At 67.9% G+C, this 20,367-nt stretch carries 16 protein-coding genes; 11 read left to right on the top strand and 5 right to left on the bottom strand.

The annotated features are described in order from the left end of the window. The first annotated feature begins 18 nt into the window (after positions 1 to 18). Complete coding sequence (locus B5Y19_RS23835) at positions 19 to 1,716, top strand: bifunctional aspartate transaminase/aspartate 4-decarboxylase (RefSeq protein ID WP_079592229.1); 1,698 nt, start codon at positions 19 to 21, stop codon at positions 1,714 to 1,716. Here B5Y19_RS23835 and B5Y19_RS23830 read toward each other — a convergent pair. The 3 genes from B5Y19_RS23830 to uxaC all read right to left on the bottom strand — a co-directional run bounded on the left by B5Y19_RS23830 (position 1,683) and on the right by uxaC (position 5,608). Next, positions 1,683 to 2,510: a transporter substrate-binding domain-containing protein gene (locus tag B5Y19_RS23830; RefSeq protein WP_244555709.1), complete on the bottom strand. Its 828-nt coding sequence runs from the start codon at positions 2,508 to 2,510 to the stop codon at positions 1,683 to 1,685. The genes B5Y19_RS23835 and B5Y19_RS23830 overlap by 34 nt on opposite strands. Positions 2,511 to 2,738: 228 nt before the next feature. Beyond that, on the bottom strand, positions 2,739 to 4,208 hold the full coding sequence (locus B5Y19_RS23825; RefSeq protein ID WP_055730899.1) for a mannitol dehydrogenase family protein: 1,470 nt from the start codon (positions 4,206 to 4,208) through the stop codon (positions 2,739 to 2,741). After that, complete coding sequence (gene uxaC, locus B5Y19_RS23820) at positions 4,205 to 5,608, bottom strand: glucuronate isomerase (protein ID WP_176168711.1); 1,404 nt, start codon at positions 5,606 to 5,608, stop codon at positions 4,205 to 4,207. Before uxaC ends, B5Y19_RS23825 begins: the two co-directional genes overlap by 4 nt. 289 nt (positions 5,609 to 5,897) lie before the next feature. Between uxaC and B5Y19_RS23815 the strand changes: the two genes are divergently transcribed. The 5 genes from B5Y19_RS23815 to B5Y19_RS23795 are packed head-to-tail and all read left to right on the top strand — an operon-like array spanning position 5,898 to position 11,443. Beyond that, positions 5,898 to 7,388 carry an ABC transporter substrate-binding protein gene (locus B5Y19_RS23815; RefSeq protein WP_055730923.1) on the top strand — a complete coding sequence of 497 codons (1,491 nt, stop codon included), beginning with the start codon at positions 5,898 to 5,900 and terminating at the stop codon, positions 7,386 to 7,388. Positions 7,389 to 7,413: 25 nt separating this feature from the next. Next, complete coding sequence (locus tag B5Y19_RS23810; RefSeq protein ID WP_055730900.1) at positions 7,414 to 8,358, top strand: ABC transporter permease; 945 nt, start codon at positions 7,414 to 7,416, stop codon at positions 8,356 to 8,358. Then, positions 8,355 to 9,215, top strand: coding sequence for an ABC transporter permease (locus tag B5Y19_RS23805; RefSeq protein ID WP_055730901.1), 861 nt, complete (start codon positions 8,355 to 8,357; stop codon positions 9,213 to 9,215). Before B5Y19_RS23810 ends, B5Y19_RS23805 begins: the two co-directional genes overlap by 4 nt. A gap of 18 nt (positions 9,216 to 9,233) precedes the next feature. Continuing rightward, positions 9,234 to 10,616, top strand: a complete 1,383-nt coding sequence (locus tag B5Y19_RS23800; RefSeq protein WP_055730902.1) for an amidase — start codon at positions 9,234 to 9,236, stop codon at positions 10,614 to 10,616. Positions 10,617 to 10,642: 26 nt separating this feature from the next. Continuing rightward, positions 10,643 to 11,443, top strand: a complete 801-nt coding sequence (locus B5Y19_RS23795) for an SDR family NAD(P)-dependent oxidoreductase (RefSeq protein ID WP_055730903.1) — start codon at positions 10,643 to 10,645, stop codon at positions 11,441 to 11,443. Positions 11,444 to 11,455: 12 nt separating this feature from the next. On the opposite strand, the gene B5Y19_RS23790 is transcribed toward B5Y19_RS23795, so the two are convergent. Together B5Y19_RS23790 and B5Y19_RS23785 are read right to left on the bottom strand one after the other, a co-directional pair. Then, complete coding sequence (locus B5Y19_RS23790) at positions 11,456 to 12,016, bottom strand: DUF4337 domain-containing protein (protein WP_055730904.1); 561 nt, start codon at positions 12,014 to 12,016, stop codon at positions 11,456 to 11,458. 66 nt (positions 12,017 to 12,082) lie between these two features. Beyond that, positions 12,083 to 13,027 carry a tyrosine recombinase XerC gene (locus tag B5Y19_RS23785; protein ID WP_280174408.1) on the bottom strand — a complete coding sequence of 315 codons (945 nt, stop codon included), beginning with the start codon at positions 13,025 to 13,027 and terminating at the stop codon, positions 12,083 to 12,085. Between the two features lie 286 nt (positions 13,028 to 13,313). Between B5Y19_RS23785 and B5Y19_RS23780 the strand changes: the two genes are divergently transcribed. The 5 genes from B5Y19_RS23780 (at position 13,314) to atpD (ending at position 20,352) form a co-directional block, all read left to right on the top strand. Next, entirely contained in the window at positions 13,314 to 15,515 is a 2,202-nt protein-coding gene (locus tag B5Y19_RS23780; protein ID WP_079592227.1) for a primosomal protein N', read from the top strand. Between the two features lie 208 nt (positions 15,516 to 15,723). Beyond that, positions 15,724 to 16,293, top strand: coding sequence for a F0F1 ATP synthase subunit delta (locus B5Y19_RS23775; RefSeq protein ID WP_055730906.1), 570 nt, complete (start codon positions 15,724 to 15,726; stop codon positions 16,291 to 16,293). Further along, positions 16,293 to 17,825, top strand: a complete 1,533-nt coding sequence (atpA, locus tag B5Y19_RS23770; RefSeq protein ID WP_055730907.1) for a F0F1 ATP synthase subunit alpha — start codon at positions 16,293 to 16,295, stop codon at positions 17,823 to 17,825. The genes B5Y19_RS23775 and atpA overlap by 1 nt, the downstream gene beginning before the upstream one ends. Positions 17,826 to 17,921: 96 nt before the next feature. Beyond that, positions 17,922 to 18,791 (top strand): F0F1 ATP synthase subunit gamma, encoded by an 870-nt coding sequence (locus tag B5Y19_RS23765; RefSeq protein ID WP_055730908.1) that lies wholly within the window; start codon positions 17,922 to 17,924, stop codon positions 18,789 to 18,791. Between the two features lie 73 nt (positions 18,792 to 18,864). Continuing rightward, positions 18,865 to 20,352 carry a F0F1 ATP synthase subunit beta gene (gene atpD / locus B5Y19_RS23760; RefSeq protein WP_055730909.1) on the top strand — a complete coding sequence of 496 codons (1,488 nt, stop codon included), beginning with the start codon at positions 18,865 to 18,867 and terminating at the stop codon, positions 20,350 to 20,352. Positions 20,353 to 20,367 lie beyond the last annotated feature (15 nt).

The following is a 20,367-nucleotide window of genomic DNA, read 5'->3' as shown; positions in this document are numbered from 1 at the left end:
GAAACGAGGAGACGCAAGATGGCCGCCGACTACAGCCAGTATGCCAAGCTCAGCCCGTTCGAGCTCAAGGACGAGCTGATCAAGCTGGCCTCCAGCAGGGAAAACCGGCTGATGCTCAATGCCGGCCGGGGCAACCCCAACTTCCTGGCGACCTTGCCGCGCCGGGCCTTCTTCCGGCTCGGCCTGTTCGCGGCGACTGAATCCGAACTGTCCTTCTCCTACATGCCGAACAATGTCGGCGGCCTGCCGCAGATCGCGGGGATCGAGGGACGTTTCGAACGCTTCATCGCCGAGAATCGCGACCAACCTGGCGTGGTCTTCCTCGGGCGGGCGCTGAGCTATGTGCGCGACCAGCTTGGTCTCTCGGCCTCGGCCTTCCTGCACGAGATGGTCGAGGGCATCCTGGGCTGCAACTACCCGGTGCCGCCGCGCATGCTGAGGGTCAGCGAGGAGATCGTCCGGCACTACATCGTGAAGGAAATGGTCGGCGGCTTCATCCCGCCGGGCAGCGTCGACCTCTTCGCGGTCGAGGGCGGCACTGCCGCCATGACCTACATCTTCAACACGCTGAAACAGAACGGCCTCGTCAAGAAGGGCGACAAGGTCGCGATCGGCATGCCGGTCTTCACGCCCTATATCGAGATCCCCGAGCTCGACGAATACGGGCTGGTCGAGGTCGCGATCAACGCCGATCCGAAGAAGGAATGGCAATACCCGGATTCCGAGCTGGAGAAGCTCAAGGACCCGGCGATCAAGATCTTCTTCTGCATCAATCCGAGCAATCCGCCCTCGGTGAAGATGGATGATCGCAGTCTGGAGAAGGTCGCCGCGATCGTGCGCGAACATCGGCCGGACCTGTTCATCCTGACGGACGATGTCTACGGCACCTTCGCCGATGATTTCCGCTCGCTCTTCGCGCTCTGCCCGCAGAACACGATGCTGGTCTATTCCTTCTCGAAATATTTCGGGGCGACGGGCTGGCGTCTCGGCGTGGTTGCGACGCATCGCGACTCGATCTTCGACAAGGCGCTGGCCGCCCTGCCGGAATCGGCCAAAGCCGCGCTTGACCGGCGCTACGGCTCGCTCCTGCCGGACGTGCGCTCGCTCAGCTTCATCGACCGGCTCGTCGCCGACAGCCGCACCGTCGCGCTGAACCACACCGCCGGCCTCTCGACGCCGCAGCAGGTGCAGATGGTGCTGTTCTCGCTTTTCGCCCTGATGGACGAGGCCGATGGCTACAAGGCGGAGCTGAAGAAGCTGATCCGCCGGCGCGAGGTGGCGCTCTACCGCGAGCTCGGCGTCATGCAGGGGACCGATCCCAATGCGGTCGACTACTACACGCTGCTCGATCTCGAGGTGATCGCGCGGGACCTCTACGGCAAGGATTTCGCGGCCTGGGTGAAGGACAACGTCAATCCCGACGAGCTGCTGTTCCGCATCGCCGACGAGACCGGCATCGTGCTGCTGCCTGGACGCGGTTTCGGGACGCGCCAGCCGGCGGGGCGCGCCTCGCTCGCCAACCTCAACGAGTTCGAATACGCCAATATCGGCCGTTCGCTGCGCGGGATGGCGGAGGAGTTCCACGCGCTCTACCAGAAGAGTGGCGGGGGCAAGCGGCCCGGCAAGGCCAAGGCGAAGGCGGCTGCCGAGCCCGATAAGGTTTCCGGCAAAGGCAAGGGTGGTCAGAAGGGGCTGACCGGAAAGAAGCGCAAATAGAGGCGGGCATAGGTCCCGTCGTCCCACAGCCCCTGCAGCGCGTAGTCGATGGCGCGCTTCAGGGCGGGATCGTCCTTGCGCAGCAGGAAGGCGACGCCCTCGCCGAAATAGCGGCTCTCCAGATAGGGCCCGCCGGAGAAGGCGAACTCGCCGCCGCTGCCCGCCAGCGTCAGCGACAGCGCCACGCCGTCGGCGAAGACATATTCGGCCTCGCCGCTGCGCAGCGCGGCGACGGCGGAGCCGAGATCGGCGCTCTCGCGACGCTGCACGAAGGGCATCAGCCGTTCGAGGAAGGCCTGGTGCGCCGAGTTGGCGACCACGGCGACGCGCCGGCCCTGCAGGGCGGCGCTGTCGAGCGCCAAGCGCGCATTGCCGCGCGTCGTGGCGAAGCGGGCGGGAGCGCGGAAGTAGAGATGGCTGGCGGCGAAGCGCTCGCGCAGCGCCGGCGTCAGGTTCATCGCCGCGGCGAGCACGTCGCCGCGGCCCTCCGTCAGCGAATCCGGCAGGGTGTCGAAGCGGCGCGGCTGGATCGTGCAGGTCCAGGCCAGCCTCTCGCAGACGGCCCGCGCAAGCTCGACCGAGAAGCCGGTCAGCGCCCCGTCCGGCCCGGCGAAATGGAAGGGCGGGTAGTCGTCATCGGTGAGGAAGCGCACCACGCGCGGCGGGCCGGGCTCCGGCCGGTCGAGCCGGATGCGCGGATCCCAGAGGTTGGGGATTGCGATGCGCGGTTGCTCCTGCGCCGCGGCCGTCGCGGCGATGAGGAGGGAGATCGCAAAAGTGAGCGCGCGAAGCATCGCGCGCATCTGGCGCCGGATGGGGCGACGGATCAAGGGCGAAGGGGCATGTCGCCCTTCCTGCGTCATGGTCGGGCCCGTCCCGACCATCCACGTCTTCCTTCATGCAATGCGGTGTTCAAGACGTGGATGCTCGCCACATGGGCGAGCATGACGGGGAGAGTCCGGGGCCTCCTGCAAGAGATTCTCGGGTGGAGGCTGTGCTTCGCCCGAGAATGACGTCCTCTGTCAGCCCAGGCTCGCCGCCGTCGCCTTGGCGCCCTTGTCGAACAGCGCGGTAAGGTGGCCGGCAACCGGTTTTGTAAACCGCGGGTCGCCCGGCAGGTCATGTCCGAAGATCGCCTCGATGCCGGCGAGGGCCTCGGCCAGCGCCCCGGGATTGCGCCCGGCGGCTTCCGTGCGGCGCTTCAATTCCGCCGCCAGCGGGTCGCGGACCTCGATGACGCCGCCCTTCTCGTCGGTGCCGGTGACGTAGCGCATCCAGGCGGCGACGCCGAGCGCGAGATGGTCGATCGAGGCGCCGGCCTTCAGCCGCTCGCGGATGGTGCCGAGCAGGCGCTGCGGCAGCTTCTGCGAGCCGTCCATGGCGATCTGCCAGGTGCGGTGGCGGATCGCCGGGTTCTGGAAGCGGGCGAGCAGGGCCTTGGCATAGTCCGCCAGCACGACGCCCTGCGGCGCCGGCACGGTCGGCATGATCTCGGCCCAGAGGCCTTTGAGGAAGCGGGCGAAGACCGGATCGCCGCTGGCATCGGCCACCGTCTCATGGCCGGCGAGATAGCCGAGATAGGCGAGGGAGGAATGCGCGCCGTTCAGCATCCGGAGCTTCATGAACTCGAAGGGCGCGACCTCCGAGACCATCTGGGCACCGACTTCATGCCAATCCGGGCGGCCATTCGCGAAGACATCTTCGATCGCCCATTGCCGGAAAGGCTCGCCGATGACAGGCGCGGCATCCTCGGCGCCGATCAGCTTCGCGACCTCGGCGATGTCGGCGTCGGTCGTCGCCGGCACGATGCGGTCGACCATGGTCGCGGGGAAGGCGCCATTGGCTTCGATCCAGGCGGCGAGCTTGTCGTCGGTCAGCGCCGCGAAATCGCGGACCAGGCCAGCCAGGACATGGCCGTTCGAGGGAAGGTTGTCGCAGCACAACGCGGTGAAGGGGCCCAAGCCCGCATCGCGCCGCGCCTTCAGGCCGGCGACGAGGATGCCCACGGCCGAGCGTGGAGCGTGGGGATTGGCGAGATCATGGACGATGTCGGGGTGATCGGCCTTGAGGCGGCCGGTCGCCGGATCGTGGCAGTAGCCCTTCTCGGTGACGGTGAGCGAGACGATGCGGGTCTCGGGCGCGGCCAGCTTGGCGATGAGGGCGGAGGGGCTCTCGGACGCGACAAGCACGTCGAGAACCGAGCCGATGATGCGCAGCTCCGGCCCGGCCGGGGCGCGCTTCAGCAGGGTGTAGAGGCCGTCCTGCGGCTTCATCCGGTCGCGCTGGTCGGGGCGCTGGAGGCTCGCGCCGACGATGCCCCAGGCACCGAAGCGCTTCTCCAGAGCATCCTCGGTGTATTCGGCGAGATGGGCGCGGGCGAAGGCGCCCAAGCCTAGATGGACGATGCCGGGAGCGAGCCGCGAGCGGTCATAGGCCGGGCGGCGGACGGCTGCCGGCAGGCCGGCGAAGGTGGAGGCGGAGAGGCGGGTCACAGCTTGTAGGCCTCCTTGGCGAGGCGATAGGCGAGGTCGTAGGCGACTTCGACGGCTTCGTCCTCTTCCAGCCGGTGCTCGGCGACGAGCTTGGCGAGATAGGCGCAGTCGACGCGCCGGGCGAGGTCGTGCCGGGCGGGAATCGAGAGATAGGCGCGGGTGTCGTCGTTGAAGCCGACGGTGTTATAGAATCCGGCCGTCTCGGTCGTGAGCTCGCGGAAGCGCAGCATCGCTTCCGGAGCGTCGAGGAACCACCAGCCCGGCCCGAGCCGGAGCGCCGGATAATGGCCGGCGAGCGGGGCGAGTTCGCGCGAATAGACGGTCTCGTCCAGGGTGAAGGCGATGACGGTGAGGTTGCGCTCGTTGCCGACCGCATCGAGCAGCGGCTTGAGCGCCTCGACATAATTGGTCGCGGTGGGGATGTCGCAGCCCATGTCGCGGCCGAACTGCTCGAACAGCACCGGGTTATGGTTGCGCCAGGAGCCCGGATGGATCTGCAGGACGAGCCCGTCATCGAGGCTCATCTTCGCCATCTCGGTCAGCATTTGGCCGCGGAACAGATCGGCGTCCTTGGCCGAGACCTTGCCCTTGAGGATTTTGGCGTAGAGCTTCTCGGCATCCGCATCCGAGAGATTGGCGGTGCGGGCCGTGGCATGGCCGTGGTCGGAGGAGGTGGCGCCACGCTCCTTGAAATAGGCGCGCCGCTTGCGATGGGCGGCGAGATAGCCGGTCCAGGAACCGATATCCTCGCCCGTCAGCTCGCCGAATTTTTCGAGATTGGCGGCGAAGCCCTCGAACTCGGGATCGACGACGCTGTCGGGCCGGTAGGCGGTCACGACCTTGCCGCCCCAGCCGGACGAGCGGATCATGTCGTGCCATTTCAAATCGTCGAGCGCGCCTTCGGTCGTGCTGATCGCTTCGATGTTGAAGCGCTCGAACAGGGCGCGGGGGCGAAGCTCGGGTTCGTCCAGCCTCGCGGCGATCTTGTCGTAGATCCGGTCGGCGCTCTCGGGCGTCAGGCGCTCGTTGACGCCGAACACGGTCGAGGCGGCGTGCTCGAACCAGAGCCGGGTCGGCGTGCCCCTGAAGAGATGCCAGTGGTCGGCGAAGAGACGCCAGATCTTGCGCGGGTCGGTTTCCACCTCGCCGCCGTCCTTGCGGGCGATGTCGAGCTGTTCGAGGCGCACGCCCTGCGAATAGAGCATGCGGAAGATATAGTGGTCCGGCTTGACGAAAAGCGTGGCCGGATCGGGGAAGGCGTTGTCCTCGGCATACCAGCGCGGATCGGTGTGGCCGTGCGGCGAGATGATCGGCAGGTCGCGGACGGTGGCGAAGATCCGGCGCGCGATGCCGCGCGTCACCGGATCGGCGGGGAAGAGGCGATCGTCGTGCAACAGCATGGGCATCTCCATCGGTCGCCCGATCTCTAGAGCCGGCTGCGATGGGGGTCAATCGCCTGGTATACTAGTGCGCCAGATGGAGTGAGGCGCTCTGCCGTCATTGCGAGCGGAGCGAAGCAATCCAGGGGGACTGGGTGGAGCGTCTCACCCGGTCTCCCTGGATTGCTTCGTCGCTGCGCTCCTCGCAATGACGGCTGTTCGGAATGGACTGTAAAGCCGGCCGGGCGGGCTTGCGCTCGCCGCGCATCCCGCGCCATCCTCGCGCCGCAACGGCATCGGAGCGATGGATATGACGACGCGGCGTGAACTCCTGGCTGGGGCGGGGCTTTTGGCGCTGGCGGCGCAGCTTCCCGTGGTCGCCCTGGCCCAGGCGAAGGACAGCGTCACCATCGCCCAGACGCTGGAGCCGCCGACGCTCGATCCGACCTCGGGCGCCGCCCAGGCGATCCGCGAGGTGACGCTGCAGAACATCTTCGAAGGCCTGGTCAAGATGGACCGGGCCGGCAAGCTGCAGCCTTGCCTTGCCGAGAGCTGGCAGATCGGCGACGACAACGTCACCTATCGCTTCAAGCTGCGGCAGGGCGCGAAATTCCATGACGACACGCCCTTCACCGCCGAGCAGGTGAAATTCTCCTTCGAGCGGGCGGTCGCGCCCGATTCGACCAACGCCCAGCGCCAGCTCTTCACCCCGATCGCAGAGATCGCGACGCCGGACCCGGCGACGGTGGTGATCAAGCTGAAACAGCCCACCGCGAACTTCCTCTACGGCCTTGCCTGGGGCGACGCGGTGATCGTCGCGCCGGCGACGGCCGCCAACAACAAGACCAATCCGGTCGGCACCGGCCCGTTCAAGTTCGTGCGCTGGAACCGCGGCGATCGGCTCGAGCTCGCCCGCTTCGACGGCTATTGGGGCGAGAAGCCGGCGCTGGCCAAGGCGACCTTCCGCTTCATGTCCGACCCGCAGGCGCAGGTCGCGGCGCTCAGGGCCGGCGACGTCGATGCCCATACCAATCTCTCGGCGCCGGAGGCGGTGCCGCAGCTCAAGGCCGATCCGAAGCTCAAGGTCACGATTGGCGGCACCGAGGGCGAGACCATCCTCGCCATCAACAATGGCAAGCCGCCCTTCGACAATCTGAAAGTGCGGCAAGCGATCGCGCATGCGCTCGACCGCAAGACGATCGCGCTCGGCGTCTACGGTTTCGACGTGCAATTGATCGGCAGCCATTTCTCGCCGCTGCATCCGGCCTATGTCGACCTCACCGGCACCTATCCCTACGATCCGGCGAAGGCGAAGGCGTTGCTGGCGGAGGCCGGCTTCCCGAACGGCTTCAACTGCACGCTGAAGCTGCCGCCGCCCTCCTATGCCCGCCGCTCCGGCGAGATCGTCGCGGCGCTCTTGGCGCAGATCGGCATAAATGCCGCAATCGAACCGCTGGAATTCCCGCAATGGCTGGAGCGCGTCTTCCGCAACAAGGACTATGATCTCAGCATCATCGCCCATACCGAGCCGCTCGACATCGATATCTATGCGCGGGACGGCTACTACTTCCAGTACAAGGACCCGGAGTTCAAGGCACTGATCGCCAAGATCGCCGAGACGCTGCCGGAAGCCGAGCGCAACGCCCTCTACAAGCAGGCGCAGGAGAAGCTGGCGCGCGACGCGGTCAACGGCTTCCTCTTCATCCTGCCGAAGATCACGGTCGCGAACGCCGCGCTGGAGGGCATGTGGACCGACTGGCCGCTGCCGGTGACGCCGCTCGCGGAGCTGCGCTGGCGTTGAGGCCCTCGGCAGGCGGCAGAACGCCATGATCGGCTATATCCTGCGCCGGCTCGCCGCGCTGGTTTTGACCTTGCTGGCGGCGGCGCTGGTCATCTTCGTCGCGCTAGAGGTGCTGCCGGGCGATCCGGCGGCGGTGACGCTCGGTCTCAACGCCGCGCCGGAGGCTCTTGCAGCCCTCAGGGCCGAGATGGGCCTCGACAAGCCGGCGGCGCTGCGCTTCGTGCTCTGGCTCGGCGGGCTCGCCACGGGCGACCTCGGCCTGAGCTACACCTATCGCGTGCCGGTGGCGCAGCTCATCGCCGAGCGCATGGCGGTGACGCTGCCGCTCGCGCTGATGGCGATCGGCCTCGCGACCGCGATCGGCATTCCGCTCGGCATGCTCGCCGCGTCGCGCCGCGGCCACCTCGCCGATGCCGGGGTGATGGCCTTCGCCCAGGCCGGGCTGGCCATCCCGAATTTCTGGTTCGGCCTTCTGCTCGTGCTCGTCTTCGCGGTCGGGCTCGGCTGGCTGCCGGCCGGCGGCTTTCCGGGGTGGCAGGCGGGGCTCGGCACCGCGCTGAAGGCGCTGCTGATGCCGGCCCTGGCCTTGGCGCTGCCGCAGGCTGCGATCATCGCGCGGGTGACGCGCTCCGCCATGCTCGACACGCTGCAGGAAGACTTCGTCCGCACCGCCCGCGCCAAGGGCCTGAGCGAGGGCACGACGATGCGCCGGCACGCATTGCGCAACGCACTGATCCCGGTCGTCACCATCCTCGGCCTTCAGTTCTCGGTGTTGATCGCCGGTGCCATCATCATCGAGAACGTCTTCGCCCTGCCGGGGCTGGGACGACTGGTCTTCCAGGCCATCGCGCAGCATGACCTGATCGTGGTCAAGGACCTGGTGATGCTGTTCGCCGGATTGGCGATCCTGATCAATTTCGCGGTCGAGCTGCTCTACGGGCTGATCGACCCGCGCCTGAGGCAAGCATGAGCTCGGTTCAGGACAAGGCGCCGGGCGGGAAGCGGCACTGGTGGCTCGCGCCCTCCTTCGTGATCGGGGCGGTGCTGGCCGCGCTGGTGATCGTGGCGGCGCTGGTTTCCTATGTCTGGACGCCCTATCCGCCGACGCAGATGGCGATCCTGAACCGGCTCAAGAGTCCCTCTGCCGCGAACTGGTTCGGCACCGACCAGTTCGGCCGCGACGTCTTCTCGATGATCATGGTCGGCGCGCGCAACTCGCTGGCTGTGGGGCTGGGCGCAGTCGGCATCGGCATGGTGCTGGGGACGACGCTGGGGCTGACCGCATCGGTCCGGCGCGACGGCATCCTCGACCATGTCATCATGCGCACGGCCGATTTCACCCACGCCTTCCCGGCCGTGCTGACCGCGATCATGATGACCGCCGTCGCCGGGCCGGGCATGCTCAACGCGGTCGTCGCCATCGGCGTGCTGAACCTGCCCTATTTCGCGCGGCTCGCGCGCGGAGCGGCGCTGCAGGTCTGGGCGCAGGATTTCATCCAGGCGGCGCGGGCGGCCGGGCTGAACAACCGGCAGATCACGCTGCGCCACGTCCTGCCCAACATCGCTGGCATCCTGGTGGTGCAGGCGACGATCCAGTTCGCGCTCGCGGTGCTGGCCGAGGCCGGGCTTTCCTATCTTGGGCTCGGCACCCAGCCGCCGAACCCGTCCTGGGGGCGGATGCTCAACGAGGCGCAGACCTTCATGGCGGCGCAGCCTTGGCTTGCGATCTTTCCGGGTGCCGCGATCGCGCTGACCGTGCTGGGATTCAACCTGCTCGGCGACGGTCTGCGCGACGCCGTCGACCCGCGCCTGCGCCGCAGCCGGTGAGCTTCGAGGATACAGGAAATGACCGATCTTGCCGATCTGAGCGCTGCCGAACTGCTCGCCGCCTTCAGGGCGCGCCGGCTCTCGCCCGTCGAGGTGACGGAGGCGGTGATCGCCCGCATCGGCGCCTGGGAGCCGAAGCTCGATGCGCTCTACGCCTATGACCCGGAGGGCGCGCGGGCGCAGGCCAGGGCCTCCGAGGCGCGCTGGGCGAAGGGCGAGGCGCTGCCGCTCGACGGCGTGCCTGGCACGATCAAGGAGAACATCCGGACGAAGGGCGTAGCCGTGCCGCTCGGCACCGCAGCCAGCGATCTCGCTCCCGCAGCCGACGATGCCCCACCGGCCGCTCGGCTGCGCGAGGCAGGCCTCGTCCTGCTCGGCAAGACGACGATGCCCGATTACGGGATGCTCTCGTCCGGGCTGTCGAGCTTTCACAGGCTCGCCCGCAACCCCTGGGACACGACCAAGAACCCCGGCGGCTCCTCGGCCGGCGCCGGCGCAGCGGGGGCGGCAGGCTACGGGCCGTTGCATGTCGGGACCGATATCGGCGGTTCGATCCGCCTGCCGGCGGGCTGGTGCGGGCTGGTCGGCCTGAAGCCGAGCTTCGGGCGGGTGCCGATCGACCCGACCTATTACGGCCGCGTCGCCGGGCCGATGACGCGGACCGTCGAGGATGCCGCGCTGATGATGCGCGAACTGTCCAAGCCCGATGCGCGCGACGGCATGAGCCTGCCGCCGCAGCAGATCGATTGGCTGGCGCTCGACATCGACCTGAAGGGGTTGCGCATCGGCCTGCAGCTCGATGCCGGCATCGGGCTCGCGGTCGAGCCGGAGACGAAGGCCGCGATCGAAGCGGCTGCGAAGGCCTTCGCCGCGGCCGGCGCCGTCGTCGAGCCGGTGGCGCCTCACATCACGCGCGCGATGCTGGACGGGCTCGACGATTTCTGGCGCCAGCGTGCCTGGGTCGATATCGGTGCGCTGCCGCGCGAGAAGCAGGACAAGGTGCTGCCCTACATCTTCCAATGGGCGGAGGGCGGCAGGGATCTGCCGGGCGAGCGCGTCTATCGCGGCATGAGCCAGATGATGGCGATGCGCGATGCCGCCCTGAAGGCGATAGCGCCTTACGACTTCATCCTTTCGCCTGTCTCGCCCGTGCCGAGCTTTCCGGCCGAATGGGCCTCGCCGATCGACGATCCGGCGCGGCCCTTCGAGCATATCTGCTTCACGGTGGCGGCGAACATGTCGGACCAGCCGGCGATCTCGGTTCATGCCGGGTTGACGGCGGCCGGCCTGCCGATCGGATTGCAGATCACCGGCAAGCGCTTCGACGATCTCGGCGTGCTCAGGATGGCGCGCGCCTGGGAGACCATGCGGAGCGAAGCGATCCGCTGGCCGGCGGCCTGAGCGCGGCGCCGAGAGGGAGAGAGGCCATGGACCTGAAGCTCGAAGGCAAGCGCGCGCTGGTGACCGGGGGCAGCAAGGGCATAGGCCGCGCCATCGCGCGGCAGCTGGCGCTGGAGGGCGTCGACGTCGTCATCGCCGCGCGTAATCGGGCCGAGCTGGACGAGGCGGCCGCGGCGCTCGCCGCCGAGAGTGGGCGCAAGGTGGTCGGCCGCACGGTCGATACCGGCGATGATGCCTCGGTCAAGGCGTTGATCGCCGAGGCCGTCGCGGCGCTGGGCGGGCTCGACATCCTCGTCAATGCGGCGGCCAAGCCCGGCGGCCAGGCACCGCCGCCGAAGCTCGCCGAGATCACCGACGCGCTGTTCTGGGACGATATGAACGTCAAGGTGATGGGCTATCTGCGCCTGGCGCGCGAGGCCGCGCCGCATATGGCGGCCAATGGCTGGGGCCGGGTCATCAATATCAGCGGGCTCGCCGCACGCTCGACCGGATCGACCATCGGCTCGATGCGCAATGTTGCGGTGGCGGCGCTGACCAAGAATCTCGCCGACGAGCTCGGCCCGCAAGGCATCAACGTCACCGTCGTGCATCCGGGCCTGACGCGGACGGAGCGTACCGCCTCGATCGTCGCCGCGCGCGCCGCTTCCGGCGGCAAGAGCGAGGCGCAGGTCGAGGCCGGCATGGCTTCCAACGTTACCATCGGGCGGCTGGTCGATGCGGCGGAGATCGCCGACATCGTCGCCTTCCTGGCGTCGCCGCGCAGCGTCGCGATCAATGGCGATGCCATCGCCTGTGGCGGCGGCATCCGCGGCGCGATCCATTATTGAGGCGAGCAGCCTTCAGAAAAGCGCGGTCGGCGCGAACTGGGCGAGCGCCATCAGCGCGATGCCGACGAGGCCGAGCAGGCCGCCGGTGAGGGCCAGCAGGCCGACACCGGTGATGATCGCGGCCGAGGAGATCACGATCGCGATCTGGATCAGGCCGGAGGCGATGTCGAACTTGTCGTCGCGGGCGGCGGCGATGTCGCGCTGTGCCTCGGCCGTCTTGGCGCGGGCGGCGAGCTCCTTGCGGCCTTCATTGGTCTCCGGCTCGGAATCGTAGCGCGCGACGGTCTGCTTCCAGCTCTCGATGCGCTTGCTCAGGCGCTGCCGGGCAGCTTCGTCGGTGATGCCGGCAAGCTCGACCTCCATCGCCTCGGCGGCGGTGCGCACCGTGGTGCCGCGGATCGTCTTGGCTTGGAAGAAGGCCCAGAGATTGGAGGCCTCGATGTTCTTGGCGACGGCCTCCTGCTCGGCGTTCTTGCCGCCGATCTCGGAGAAGGCGAGCATCAACGCAAGCAGCGCGATCAGCAGGGCGATGCGCTTGTTGCCGCCCTCGGGCGTTTCGACGGAGCCGGACACGAATCACCTCGCAGAGCCGATGCGGCGCGGCTGTTTAAGGCTTTCCGTTAAGGCAGCAAGAGGGCGCTAGCGGCCGGCGCGCGGATGGGCGGCGTCATAGGCCGCCATCAATCTCGCGGAATCGATGCGGGTGTAGATCTGCGTCGTCGAAAGCGAGGCGTGGCCGAGCAGTTCCTGGATGGCCCGCAGATCGCCGCCGCGGCCGAGCAGATGTGTCGCGAAGGAATGGCGCAGGGAGTGCGGCGTGGCGGAGGAGGGCAGGCCGAGCGCGCCGCGTAAGGACTCGACCGCGAGCTGGATGATGCGCGGCGACAGCGGCCCGCCCTTGGCGCCGACGAAGAGGGGGCCGTCCGGCGGCAAGCGCCAGGGGCACAGCTCGAGATATTCCGCGATGGCGCCGACCACGACGGGCAGCACCGGTACCATCCGGGTCTTGTTGCCCTTGCCGATCACGGTGAGCGTGTCGCCGGCCTGTCGCGGCGCCTGGGCGCGGGAAAGCGAGAGCGCCTCCGAGATGCGCAGGCCGCTGCCATAGAGCAGGCCGAGCACGGCGGCATCGCGGGCAAGAATCCATGGTTCGCGCTCCTCGCCGGCGCGGGTATCGGCCTGGGTGACGGCCCTGGCGGCGCTGGGTTCGAGCGGGCGAGGCAGGGATTTGCCGAGGCGCGGACCGCGCGTGGCGGCGAAGGCGGCGGCGGTGAGCTTGCCGCTGCGCTCGCCGAAGCGGGCGAAGGAGCGCAAAGCCGCGAGCTGGCGCATCAGCGTGCGGTTGCCGACGCCGTCGCGGCGGCGCTGGCCGAGGAAGGCGCGCAGATCGGCCGGCTTCAAGCCCGCGATGTCGGCGAGCGAGGGGGCTCCGCCGAGATGCCCGGTCAGGAAGGCGGCGAACTGGCCGAGGTCGCGGCCATAGGCCTCCAGCGTCTTCGGCGAGAGGCGCCGCTCGGCCGAGAGGTGGGAGAGCCATTCGCGCCGGAAGGAGTCGAAATCGGTCATGCGCAGGCGTTCCGTCATGGTCGGGCTTGTCCCGACCAGCCACGCCTTGGCTGATCGAGATCGGTGTTCAAGACGTGGATGCTCGCCACAAGGGCAAGCATGACGGGGGCTCAGGCATCGACCATGACGCTCCCGCCTTAACAGGTCGCGAATCGATGCTAGACACAGGCACAGGAAACACGCCGTCATCCCGGACAAGCCGCCTTTGGCGGCGCCGATCCAGGATCCATGCCTGAACCGTTCCGGCATGGATCCCGGGTCTTCGCTACGCTCCGCCCGGGATGACGCGGCAATATTTGTGGCGATGGCGCAGTTCGATCTGATCGACGATACCGGAGAGACGGGGCAGGGTGGCACGGTCGACGTGCTGATCCCGCTAGGGCTCGACCAGGCCTATAGCTATGCCGTGCCGGCGGGGCTCGTGCTCAAGCCCGGCGACGTCGTGCAGGTGCCGCTCGGGCCGCGCGAGACGGTCGGCGTGGTCTGGGATGTCGGTTCCGGGCGCGGCGGTAATCTCAAGAAGGTCAGCGGCAAATATGACATGCCGCCCCTCGACCCGGCGCTGCGCAAGCTCGTCGACTGGGTGGCCTGGTACACGCTCGCACCCAAGGGCTCGGTGCTGGCGCTGGCGCTGCGCCGGCAACCGGACGACACGCCCGAGCGGCCGAAGCTCGGCGTCAGGCTCGCCGGGCCACCGCCGGGGCGGATGACGCCGGCGCGAGCCCGGGCCATCGCGGCGGCCGAAGGCGGGCTGCTGATCGCAAAATCGGCGCTGGCGGAGGCGGCCTCGGTCAGCGCGGCAGTGATCGATTCGCTCGTCGATGCCGGCACCTTCGTGGTCGAGCCGCTGCCGCGCGAGGCGATCGCGGCGCGGCCCGATCCCGACCACGCCGTGCCGGAATTGTCGGAAGGGCAAGGCGAGGTCGCGCAGGCGCTGGTCGCATCGGTGCAGGCGAAGGCTTTCAGCGTCTCGCTGCTCGAAGGCGTTACCGGTTCGGGAAAGACCGAGGTCTATTTCGAGGCGGTGGCCGAGGCGATCCGGCAGGGCCGCCAGAGCCTGATCCTGATGCCGGAAATCGCTCTCACCGCCCAGTTCATCGACCGCTTCGAGGCTCGCTTCGGCGTCAAGCCCGGGCTCTGGCACTCGGCCGTCAGCGGGCGGCGGCGCGAGCGGCTGCAGGCGGCGATCGCGAGCGGCGAGGCCAAGGTCGTGGCCGGCGCCCGCTCGGCGCTGTTCCTGCCCTATAGCGATCTCGGCCTGATCGTCGTCGATGAGGAACATGAGAGCGCCTACAAGCAGGAGGACGGCGTCTCCTACCATGCGCGCGACATGGCGGTGGTGCGGGGGCGGATCGAGAATGCGCCGATCGTGCTGGCTTCGGCGACGCCTTCGCTGGAAACCCGCGTCAATGCCGAGCGCGGGCGCTACGCCCATCTCAAGCTGCCGGAGCGTTTCGGCGGGCGCGAATTGCCTGAGCTCGGCCTCGTCGACCTGCGCCGCGACAAGCCGGAGCGGGGGCAATGGCTCTCGGGGGCGCTGATCAAGGCGGTCGAGGCGAATCTCGAGGCCAAGGAGCAGTCGCTGCTCTTCCTCAACCGGCGCGGCTATGCGCCGCTGACGCTCTGCCGCGATTGCGGCCATCGCTTCCAATGCCCGAACTGCACGGCCTGGCTGGTCGACCATCGCTTCCGCCGGGCGCTGGTCTGCCATCATTGCGGCCATGTCGAGCGCCGGCCGTATGAGTGCCCGGCCTGCCACCAGCCGGAGAGCCTGATCGCCTGCGGGCCGGGGGTAGAACGCCTGGCGGAGGAGGTCGCGACGCTTTTTCCACAGGCGCGTTCGATCGTGCTCTCCAGCGATTTTCCCGGCGGCACCGAAAGGTTGAAGCAGGAGCTGATGGCAGTGGCCGAGGGCGAGTTCGACATCGTCATCGGCACGCAGCTCGTCGCCAAAGGCCATAATTTCCCGGGAATGACGCTGGTCGGCGTGATCGATGCCGATCTCGGCCTCACTTCCGGCGACCCGAGGGCGGCAGAGCGGACCTTCCAGGCGCTGCGGCAGGTGACCGGGCGCGCCGGGCGAGGCGAAAAACCGGGCCGCGCCCTGCTTCAGACGCATGACCCGGAGCATCCCGTGCTCAAGGCGCTGATCTCGGGAGACCCGGAGCGGTTTTATGCCGCAGAGGAGGCTTCGCGCGAGGCGGCGGGGCTGCCGCCCTTCGGCCGTCTGGCGGCGCTGATCGTCTCCGCGAACAGCCAGGCGGAAGCGGAAAGCCACGCCAGGGCGCTGGCGCGTTCGGCCGAGGCGGGCGACGGAATCATGGTGCTGGGGCCGGCGGAAGCGCCGCTCGCAGTGCTGCGCGGGCGCCATCGCATGCGCCTGATCGTCAAGACGGCGCGCGAGATCAATCTGCAGGACTATCTGCGGGGCTGGCTGAAACGGGCGCCGCGGCCGAAGGGCTCCGTCAGGGTCGCGGTCGATGTCGACCCCCAGAGTTTCCTTTGACGTGCTGAAAGTGATGGCAGAATTGCCGCTGGGGATGGCGAACTAGCGATTGCGTGGCCCCGTGCCGCATGCTAGGGCACCGCCACATTTCGGTCGCGAAGCCGTCTAGCCGGCTTGGCGCCTAAGATACTCGCAGCGCCGGGACCATGCACTCCACCTTCCCAAGGAAGGTCGCCGGTGCGGTCCCTTGAAACGAGAGACGGGAAGCGTGGCTGAAGGCGGATCGCAGGGGACATTGGTGTCGGGCGTAGCTCAGCGCTATGCCACCGCTCTGTTCGAGCTGGCTGAGGAGACGGGTGCGATCGATACCGTCGCGGCCGCTCTGGACTCGTTCAACGGCCTGCTCGCCGAGAACGCCGACCTCACCCGCCTGATCGAGAGCCCGGCCTTCACCGCCGAGGAGCAGGTCGCGGCGATCAAGGCCGTGCTCGACAAGGCCGGCATCACCGGCGTTGCTGCCAATTTCATCGGCCTGGTCGCCAGCAAGCGTCGTCTCTTCGCGCTGCCGGGCATGATCACCGCCTATAAGCGTCTGGTCGCTGAGGCCAAGGGCATCGTCTCCGCCGAGGTGACGGTCGCCGAGCAGCCCACCGCCAAGCGCGTCGATGAGATCCGCGCGGCGCTCAAGGGCGTCGCCGGCAAGGATGTCGACGTCTCGATCAAGGTCGATCCGGCGCTCATCGGCGGGCTCATCGTCAAGATGGGCTCCCGCATGGTCGACGCCTCGCTGAAAACCAAGCTCAATTCAATTCGTCTTGCCATGAAAGAGGTCGGCTGATGGACATCCGCCCCGCTGAAATCTCCGCCATCCTGAAGGCCCAGATCTCGAATTTCGGGTCGGAAGCTTCGGTCACCGAAGTCGGCCAGGTTCTTTCCGTCGGTGACGGCATCGCCCGCGTCTACGGCCTCGACAAGGTCCAGGCCGGCGAGATGGTCGAGTTCGAGTCCGGCGTGCGCGGCATGGCGCTCAACCTCGAGAGCGACAATGTCGGCGTCGTGATCTTCGGTTCCGACCGTGAGATCAAGGAAGGCCAGACCGTCAAGCGCACCGGCGCCATCGTCGACGTTCCGGTCGGCAAGGAGCTGCTCGGCCGCGTCGTCGACGCCCTCGGCAACCCGATCGACGGCAAGGGCCCGATCAAGGCCAAGACCCGCGCCCGCGTCGACGTCAAGGCGCCCGGCATCATCCCGCGCAAGTCGGTGCACGAGCCGATGGCGACCGGCCTCAAGGCGGTCGACGCCCTGATCCCGATCGGCCGTGGCCAGCGCGAGCTGATCATCGGCGATCGTCAGACCGGCAAGACGGCCCTGGCGCTTGATACCATCCTCAACCAGAAGCCTCTCAACGTCGAAGGCGCTCCGGAGAGCCAGAAGCTCTACTGCGTCTACGTGGCCATCGGCCAGAAGCGCTCGACCGTCGCCCAGCTCGTGAAGGTGCTCGAGGAGCGCGGCGCGATGGAGTATTCCATCGTCGTGGCCGCCACCGCCTCGGACGCCGCCCCGATGCAGTTCCTGGCGCCCTTCGCCGGCTGCGCCATGGGCGAGTATTTCCGCGACAACGGCATGCACGCCGTGATCATCTATGACGACCTCTCCAAGCAGGCCGTCGCCTATCGCCAGATGTCGCTGCTGCTGCGCCGCCCGCCGGGCCGCGAGGCCTATCCGGGCGACGTGTTTTATCTCCACTCCCGCCTGCTCGAGCGCGCGGCGAAGATGGGCGAGGCCGCCGGCCTCGGCTCGCTGACGGCGCTGCCGGTCATCGAGACGCAGGCGAACGACGTCTCGGCCTACATCCCGACCAACGTGATCTCGATCACCGACGGCCAGATCTTCCTGGAGACGGATCTGTTCTACCAGGGTATCCGCCCGGCGGTGAACGTCGGCCTCTCGGTGTCGCGCGTCGGCTCCTCGGCGCAGACCAAGGCGACGAAGAAGGTTGCCGGCAAGATCAAGGGCGAGCTCGCCCAGTATCGCGAGATGGCCGCCTTCGCCCAGTTCGGCTCGGACCTCGACGCGGTCACGCAGCGCCTGCTCAACCGCGGCGCCCGCCTGACCGAGCTGCTGAAGCAGCCGCAGTTCTCGCCGCTGAAGATGGAAGAGCAGGTCATCGTGATCTATGCCGGCGTGAACGGCTATCTCGATGCGCTGCCGGTCACCAAGGTTCGCGCCTTCGAGGACGGCCTGCTGTCGCTGGTCCGCTCGAAGCATGCCGACCTCCTCAACGAGATCGGCTCGTCGAAGGATCTGTCGGACGCCAACGCCGGCAAGCTCAAGGACATCGTCGCGGGCTTCGCGAAGTCCTTCGCCTGATCATGACCGCGGGCGCGGCGAGCATCAGCTCCGCCGCGCCGCTTCTCTGGATTGCTTCGTCGCCGTTCGCGGCCGACGGGTAGGGGTAGAGATCGGATGCCGTCCCTTAAGGACCTACGTAACCGCATCGCCTCCGTGAAGGCGACGCAGAAGATCACCAAGGCCATGCAGATGGTCGCGGCTGCCAAGCTGCGCCGGGCGCAGACGGCCGCCGAGGCCGCGCGCCCCTATGCCGAGCGCATGGAGACGGTGCTGGCGAATCTCGCTTCCGGCGTGTCCGGTTCGAGCGCGCCGCGCCTGATCGCCGGCACGGGCTCGGACAAGGTGCATCTGCTGCTCGTCCTGACCGCCGAGCGCGGCCTGTGCGGCGCCTTCAACTCCTCGATCGCGCGCCTCGCCCGCGACAAGGCGAATGCGCTCAAGGCCGAAGGCAAGACGGTCAAGATCATCTGCGTCGGCAAGAAGGGCTACGACATCCTGCGCCGGCAGTTCGCGAACGAGATCATCGAGTTCATCGATCTGCGCGAGTTCAAGCAGGTCGGCTTCGTCAACGCCGAGGCGATCGCCCAGAACGTGCTGAGCCGCTTCGGCAATGGCGAGTTCGACGTCGCGACCCTGTTCTTCTCGAAGTTCAAGTCGGTGATCGCCCAGATCCCGACGGCGCAGCGCATCATCCCGGCCGAGATTCCGGAAGGGACGAAGCAGACCGACGCCGTCTACGACTACGAGCCGGACGAGGGCGAAATCCTCGAGGCGCTGCTGCCGCGCAACCTGACCGTCCAGGTCCTGCGCGGGCTGCTCGAGAACGCCGCTTCCGAACAGGGCGCGCGCATGTCGGCGATGGATTCCGCCACGCGCAACGCCGGCGAGATGATCAAGAAGCAGACCACGCTCTACAACCGCTCGCGCCAGGCGATGATCACGAAGGAACTGATCGAGATCATCTCCGGCGCGGAAGCGCTCTAACCGCCTACTTCCGCCGGCGGAGCGATCCGCCGGCAGCCGCTACATCCGAATGCGCTAGTCCCGAGGTTCCACCATGGCCAAAGCCGCTACCAAGACCACCAAGACGAAGACCGCCGAGAAGCCCGCGAACACCGGCACCGGCCGCGTTGCTCAGGTCATCGGCGCCGTCGTCGACGTGCAGTTCGACGGCGCCCTGCCGGAGATCCTGAACGCGCTCGAGACCGAGAACCTCGGCAACCGCCTCGTCCTCGAGGTTGCGCAGCACCTCGGTGAGAACACGGTCCGCACCATCGCCATGGACTCGACCGAAGGTCTGGTCCGCGGCCAGTCGGTCACCGACACCGGCGCCCCGATCGCCGTTCCGGTCGGCGACGAGTGCCTCGGCCGCATCATGAACGTCATCGGCGAGCCCGTGGACGAGGCCGGCCCGATCAAGACCACCAACACCCGCGGCATCCATCAGCCCGCCCCGGCCTATTCCGAGCAGTCGACCGAGGCGCAGATCCTCGTCACCGGCATCAAGGTCGTCGACCTGCTGGCGCCTTACGCCAAGGGCGGCAAGATCGGCCTGTTCGGCGGTGCCGGCGTCGGCAAGACCGTGCTGATCATGGAGCTGATCAACAACGTCGCGAAGGCCCACGGCGGCTACTCGGTGTTCGCCGGCGTCGGCGAGCGCACCCGTGAGGGCAACGACCTCTATCACGAGATGATCGAGTCGAACGTCAACAAGGACCCGAAGGAGAACAACGGTTCGACCGCTGGCTCCAAGTGCGCCCTTGTGTACGGCCAGATGAACGAGCCGCCGGGCGCCCGCATGCGCGTCGCGCTCTCGGGCCTGACCGTCGCCGAGCACTTCCGCGACCAGGGCCAGGACGTGCTGTTCTTCGTCGACAACATCTTCCGCTTCACGCAGGCGGGCTCCGAGGTGTCGGCGCTGCTAGGCCGCATTCCTTCGGCGGTGGGCTATCAGCCGACGCTCGCCACGGACATGGGCAACCTGCAGGAGCGCATCACCACCACGACCAAGGGCTCGATCACCTCGGTGCAGGCGATCTACGTGCCGGCGGACGACCTGACCGACCCGGCGCCGGCGACCTCCTTCGCCCACCTGGACGCCACGACGGTGCTTTCGCGCTCGATCGCGGAAAAGGGCATCTACCCGGCGGTCGACCCGCTCGACTCGACCTCGCGCATGCTCTCGGCCGACATCGTCGGCGAGGAGCACTACGGCGTCGCCCGCCAGGTCCAGCAGGTGCTCCAGCGCTACAAGGCGCTGCAGGACATCATCGCGATCCTGGGCATGGACGAGCTCTCCGAAGACGACAAGATGACGGTTGCCCGCGCCCGCAAGATCGAGCGCTTCCTGTCGCAGCCCTTCCACGTCGCAGAAGTCTTCACCGGATCGCCCGGCAAGCTCGTTTCGCTCGAAGACACGATCAAGGGCTTCAAGGGCCTGGTCGAGGGCAAGTACGACCACCTGCCGGAAGCGGCCTTCTACATGGTCGGCTCGATCGAAGAAGCCGTCGAGAAGGCGCAGCGCCTGGCCGCCGAGGCCGCGTAAGCTACCGAATGCGTC

The sequence above is a fragment of the Allobosea thiooxidans genome (genome assembly GCF_900168195.1).
In the GTDB taxonomy this organism is placed as follows: Bacteria; Pseudomonadota; Alphaproteobacteria; order Rhizobiales; family Beijerinckiaceae; genus Allobosea; species Allobosea thiooxidans.
The sequence above is the reverse complement of the archived record's forward strand: the minus strand, read 5'-3'. Positions and strand labels throughout refer to the sequence as shown.

What these genes read in the sequence shown, in the direction of transcription:
- B5Y19_RS23835 (WP_079592229.1), top strand. Translation starts at nt 19, where the DNA reads ATGGCCGCCGACTACAGCCAGTATGCCAAGCTCAGCCCGTTCGAGCTC.
- B5Y19_RS23830 (WP_244555709.1), bottom strand. Translation starts at nt 2,510, where the DNA reads ATGCTTCGCGCGCTCACTTTTGCGATCTCCCTCCTCATCGCCGCGACG.
- uxaC (WP_176168711.1), bottom strand. Translation starts at nt 5,608, where the DNA reads ATGCTGTTGCACGACGATCGCCTCTTCCCCGCCGATCCGGTGACGCGC.
- B5Y19_RS23815 (WP_055730923.1), top strand. Translation starts at nt 5,898, where the DNA reads ATGACGACGCGGCGTGAACTCCTGGCTGGGGCGGGGCTTTTGGCGCTG.
- B5Y19_RS23810 (WP_055730900.1), top strand. Translation starts at nt 7,414, where the DNA reads ATGATCGGCTATATCCTGCGCCGGCTCGCCGCGCTGGTTTTGACCTTG.
- B5Y19_RS23805 (WP_055730901.1), top strand. Translation starts at nt 8,355, where the DNA reads ATGAGCTCGGTTCAGGACAAGGCGCCGGGCGGGAAGCGGCACTGGTGG.
- B5Y19_RS23800 (WP_055730902.1), top strand. Translation starts at nt 9,234, where the DNA reads ATGACCGATCTTGCCGATCTGAGCGCTGCCGAACTGCTCGCCGCCTTC.
- B5Y19_RS23795 (WP_055730903.1), top strand. Translation starts at nt 10,643, where the DNA reads ATGGACCTGAAGCTCGAAGGCAAGCGCGCGCTGGTGACCGGGGGCAGC.
- B5Y19_RS23785 (WP_280174408.1), bottom strand. Translation starts at nt 13,027, where the DNA reads ATGACGGAACGCCTGCGCATGACCGATTTCGACTCCTTCCGGCGCGAA.
- B5Y19_RS23780 (WP_079592227.1), top strand. Translation starts at nt 13,314, where the DNA reads ATGGCGCAGTTCGATCTGATCGACGATACCGGAGAGACGGGGCAGGGT.
- atpA (WP_055730907.1), top strand. Translation starts at nt 16,293, where the DNA reads ATGGACATCCGCCCCGCTGAAATCTCCGCCATCCTGAAGGCCCAGATC.
- B5Y19_RS23765 (WP_055730908.1), top strand. Translation starts at nt 17,922, where the DNA reads ATGCCGTCCCTTAAGGACCTACGTAACCGCATCGCCTCCGTGAAGGCG.
- atpD (WP_055730909.1), top strand. Translation starts at nt 18,865, where the DNA reads ATGGCCAAAGCCGCTACCAAGACCACCAAGACGAAGACCGCCGAGAAG.